Genomic DNA, 4795 nt, shown 5'->3' with positions numbered 1-4795 from the left:
AAACCAATCTGATAAAACTGAAATGCAAGCTATTTGTGTGTACATTGTTGTCTAACATATACTAGAAATTGGGGTGAAGGATGACAGTACAGAAGACAGTTAATACCTATAGGGTGCTTTGCATCGATGGTGGAGGTATGCGTGGAATTTATAGCGCCGCTTATCTCCATTCACTGGTTAGCATATACGAAGGTTCTCGCAACATCTCCAATATCGATATTGGCAAGAGCTTCAATCTGATAAGCGGTACCAGCACGGGCGCTATTTTGGCTTGTGCACTGGCGTGCGGTATTCCCTTACCTAAGGTGATTGCACTGTATCGGGAAAAAGGCCCAAGCATTTTTCCGGAGAAAGTACCCACCAAACTAATGAAACTAGCTGTTCAGTGGCCGTGCCGTTCATCGTTGAATAAAAAAGGTGCTGAAGCATTACGAGCAGCTCTTGATAACGAGCTAGTTGGAATCACTATCGACGATTTATGGCAAAAGAGAAAAATAGGGTTGGCTATTCCTGCGGTCGAGATGTCGCGACACCGGTCATGGGTATTCAAAACGCCGCATTTGCCTAACAGCCGAAATAGAGATGGCAAATTCACCCTCACAGATGTGTGTATGGCAAGTACGGCTGCACCTGTCTTCAGGTCTATGGCGTGGCTCCCCGCGCCCGACGGTGAAGGGTCTCTCGTTTTTGTTGATGGTGGACTTTGGGCTAACAATCCAGTGTTAATTGGACTGACTGATGCTCTTGGAATGACAAAAGAAGGTGATCGTATTGAAATCTTCTGTTTAGGGACCTGTCCGCCACCGTCAGGTGATCAGATTGCATCTGAAAGTGAAGTTCATCGCGGATATGCTGAATGGCGTATGGGCGCTGATGTGGCAAATGTAGCAATAGCGGCGCAGCAATACGCCTACGACAACATGGCGGTAATGATTGGTCGGCATGTCGGACGGGATGTTAATATAATTCGATTCCCGAGAGGCGAACCTGCGGCAAATTTGATGGAACATCTGGATCTAGATGAAACAAGCGAGGTGTCAATGAATGCGCTTGTAAAGCAAGGACAGACTGATGCGTACGAGGCACTCAGTATATCGGGAAGACCAGATAACAAAGATGGCCAAGCAATCCATCTCATTTTTCAAACAGCACCAGTTTTGGGGGGGGATACTGATGTTTAATTGTCACGATGACATGACTGCATTCCATGATGATGAAGTCAAACTGCCGATAGAACAGCGCCAGACAATGCGTGATCGACGTAATACCAACCGGAAACGGTTGAAAGACGGCTTGGCTCGGGACGAAATGCCGGCACCAGTTGGCTGTCACACCCAAGGCTCTTACGCAATGCGTACGATGGTGCAGCATGTGGAGAAAGATTATGATATTGATGATGGTGTGTATTTCACTAGGTCTTCACTGACGAAGCCGAGTGGCTCCGACCGTACTCCGGCGGAAGCCAAAGAAATGGTTAGAGCAGCCCTCCATAGTGAGCGTTTTACAGATCCGCCCGTGTGCCAGAAGAATTGCGTACGTGTATACTATAATGAAGGTTATCATGTGGATGTGCCGGTATATCGACGATTTGAAAAGGATGGGAAATGGGTCTACGAACGAGCCAGTACCGAATGGAAGGTTTCAGACCCAGTAGCTGTAACGAAATGGTTCAAGACAGCAAATAAGAGCAAAAGTCCGAACACAAATAACTATGGGCAGTTCAATCGTGTTGTGAAGCTATTGAAGGCCTTTGCTCGCAGCCGTGAAAGCTGGCGCGCAAAGATTGCTTCCGGTTTCATGATATCAGTTTTAGTCGATGAGAAGTATCTCGGAATTGATGGCCGCGATGATCAAGCACTGCGAGATGTCATGCGCGCCATTCATGGCAGATTGGCGGCGTCGCTTGTTATAGATCATCCAGTGCTCGACGAAACTGTCACAAATGGAGATTCAGACTCTCGTGCAAAGTTTTTTCAGGAAAAGCTCCAATGGGCACTCGGTGAACTCGAGGTGCTGGATAAATGGAACTGTACTGAAGAGGAAGCCCGAAAAGCTTGGGACAGCGTCTTTAGTTCATCCTTCTTTGGGTTACGGGCATCAAGTAAAAAATCAGAGGAAACGGCGACACGGGCATCCGTGCTTTTGGCTGCCACTGCTAAGTCCGCAGAAGAACAAGCCTTTGACAAGCGTGGAGGGGGCAGGTTCGGTTAATGTCGGTTCCAAATGTAGCTGAAGAACTTTTCAAAGTATCAGTTGAGAAACTCGCAGCGTTCTTTGAACAGAACGGCATTACGCGTATGCTGCAGAAGGACCTGGAATCAGCAGGTCTTTCAAGCTTTGCTTCAGGGTGGGCGAAGAAGCTTCAATTCTCTGACGGTCAGACATTCACCATGGCCGTTCTATTGAAAAATGACTTCCCTTTCGTTCCGCCACGGCTCGCCGTACTCGACGGGCCTTCGCTACTCACGTGGCCACATTTGGAACCGAATGGATTGATGTGTGTCTTCTCTTCAGAAGCGGCGTTCGACGTCCAAGATCCTGTCGGGCAGGTATCCGGGCTGATACATGAGGGGGTAAAGCTTATTGAGCGGATATTGACAGGAGAGGCGGAGGAAGATTTCCGTGACGAGTTCGTCAGCTATTGGAGCCATTCGGTGGATGATGGCTCGACAAGGTTCTTGAGCCTTTTAGATCCAGCAGGTAGTCATCGCCATATTTTCATTTGGCGAGGCAAACAGCAGTATATTGTCGCCGATAGCGAAGAATACTTGCGCAACTGGTTAACAAGACGATACGGTCTACGCAAAGATGGTTCATCGTACAAGATCGGTAAAGCTCTATTCCTCAGGTCACCACGATTACTGATACCTGATCAATATCCATCTAACGCGGGGGATTTGCGAACACTGTTTTCCGATGATCGCCAAGCTCTTGATATGATGGCTTTTCAGGCCCTACAAAGCGAAGGTCGCGAAGTTATCATAGCATTTTCGTGCACAACAGGAATTGCATTAGCGCCAGTCACGATCGCGCTACATAAAAATCATATTGTGCCTGGCAGGAAAAGTCCCGATGCCATGACTAGGGGGTTTCGTAAAGGACGCGTGCCTGTAAACGTGGCAGTTTTGCGATCGACATCGCCACTGTCACGCGTCACACGGCACTCCCTCAATCGCGCCGATCACGATTGGATCCATGGACGAGACGCTGATCCTCAACAAAAGATTCTGAAAAATAAAAAGGTTCTCGTTGTCGGTTGCGGCTCTCTAGGAAGTACAGTGGCAGAACTATTGGCCAAAGCTGGCATTGGCAATCTAGGCCTTATTGATGGACAATATCTTGAATGGCCGAATATCAGCCGTCATGTATTAGGAGCTGAATCCATTGGTTCGGCAAAGGCGGAAAATCTTGCTCAACGTCTGCAAAATGCCTTTCCCCATTTGAGTAGCATAAGAGCCTATGGTGGACAATTGTTACCGTCTTCTCAGCAAGTACTCATGGATTGGGATTTGGTTATCGGCACAACCGGTATTTGGTCCGTAGACGTCTTTATAGATGAGCGGCATAAAGCAGGCGATATTCCGCTTGCGCTTTACGCATGGCTGGAACCACACGTGGTGGCAACACATGCTGTAACAGTAGTACAAGGAGGAGCATGCCTCAGGTGTAATTTTTCTAGAACAGGGAAACCGGACTTGAATTATAGTGAATGGCCAAACGATGGTTTGTTGGCAATTCCGGCGTGCGGCGGGAGTTTTAATCCCTATGGAGCAACAGATCTATCATTCGCTCATGGTTTAGTTTGTAATGAAGCGATATCTGCACTTACAGCTCCTCCGGTAGATAGTCGCGAGGCGATCTGGGTTGGTCCGACCGCACGGGTTGCGTCGATGGGTGGAATAGTCACAGAGCAATGGCATCAGACCATGGGAAATCCCGGACAAGGTGGTTTCCTCTCAAATCGGATATGGCCACGAAAAAATAATTGCGTAGCATGCGCGAAGGCGGTCGCTGCATGATCTGCTACCAATCCGATGGTGGTCGCGAACAAATCCACTTGTCAGAAAATGTGATAGCTCATTTCAATCAAAATAAACAACTTAATACCGATGACACTGAGGCGGGAGGTCAGCTATTTGCAAAGATATCAGACGGGCTTGTGTCTATAGAACTAGCAACCGGGCCTCGCGGATTAGATTGGCGATCACGTTTCTTTTTTAGGCCTAACCGGATCCTTGAGCGCTTGGAAATTTCCAAGCTTCATACACGAGGACTTCATTATGTTGGCGATTGGCATACTCACCCTGAGCCTATACCAACCCCGTCATTAATTGACCGGACTAGTATCCACGACACGTTCATTAAATCCCGCCATAACTATGCCGGTATATTAATGATCATAGTAGGTCAATCTGATGCTCCTCAAGGATTATACGTCGCGATTGCAGATGCAAAAAATCTAACACAATTAATCTCTACAACCTATTGAGGTACTGTGACAAATTGATATGTAGACTAAGTCCGTTCATATCAGCGACCAATTAAGATCTGTGATCTCATCATCATTAAACTGATTGCGTTTGAGCTCACAGAAAATGGTTGAACGGTAACGACCAAGTTTCCCGACAATAGCTTCAATAGAAATGTTTGTCATACGCCAGAGCGCGATCTTCCCCGCTCATCCAAGTCATTATGCGAGTAGGTGCGTTCCATGACGGGTTCCTTGCATTCGATAACGCATTGATATCATTTACAAGTCTCACTTCAATCTTGAATCCATTCCTGCTATAATATT

Annotated in this window: 4 protein-coding genes; all 4 read left to right on the top strand. The window is 47.3% G+C overall.

Annotated elements, in window-relative coordinates:
• Window positions 1–80 precede the first annotated feature (80 nt).
• The 4 genes from P8H26_RS17940 to P8H26_RS17925 are packed head-to-tail and all read left to right on the top strand — an operon-like array spanning window position 81 to window position 4489.
• Complete coding sequence (locus P8H26_RS17940) at window positions 81–1181, top strand: patatin-like phospholipase family protein (RefSeq protein ID WP_289634452.1); 1101 nt, start codon at window positions 81–83, stop codon at window positions 1179–1181.
• Complete coding sequence (locus tag P8H26_RS17935) at window positions 1117–2211, top strand: cyclic GMP-AMP synthase DncV-like nucleotidyltransferase (RefSeq protein ID WP_289634451.1); 1095 nt, start codon at window positions 1117–1119, stop codon at window positions 2209–2211. Before P8H26_RS17940 ends, P8H26_RS17935 begins: the two co-directional genes overlap by 65 nt.
• Complete coding sequence (locus P8H26_RS17930; protein WP_289634450.1) at window positions 2211–4019, top strand: ThiF family adenylyltransferase; 1809 nt, start codon at window positions 2211–2213, stop codon at window positions 4017–4019. Before P8H26_RS17935 ends, P8H26_RS17930 begins: the two co-directional genes overlap by 1 nt.
• Window positions 4016–4489, top strand: coding sequence for a Mov34/MPN/PAD-1 family protein (locus tag P8H26_RS17925; protein WP_289634449.1), 474 nt, complete (start codon window positions 4016–4018; stop codon window positions 4487–4489). The genes P8H26_RS17930 and P8H26_RS17925 overlap by 4 nt, the downstream gene beginning before the upstream one ends.
• The last annotated feature ends 306 nt before the right edge of the window (window positions 4490–4795 follow it).

Source organism: Pseudochrobactrum sp. sp1633, from assembly GCF_030376605.1.
In the GTDB taxonomy this organism is placed as follows: domain Bacteria; phylum Pseudomonadota; class Alphaproteobacteria; order Rhizobiales; family Rhizobiaceae; genus Pseudochrobactrum.
This window is presented reverse-complemented; position numbering and strand designations above follow the sequence as displayed.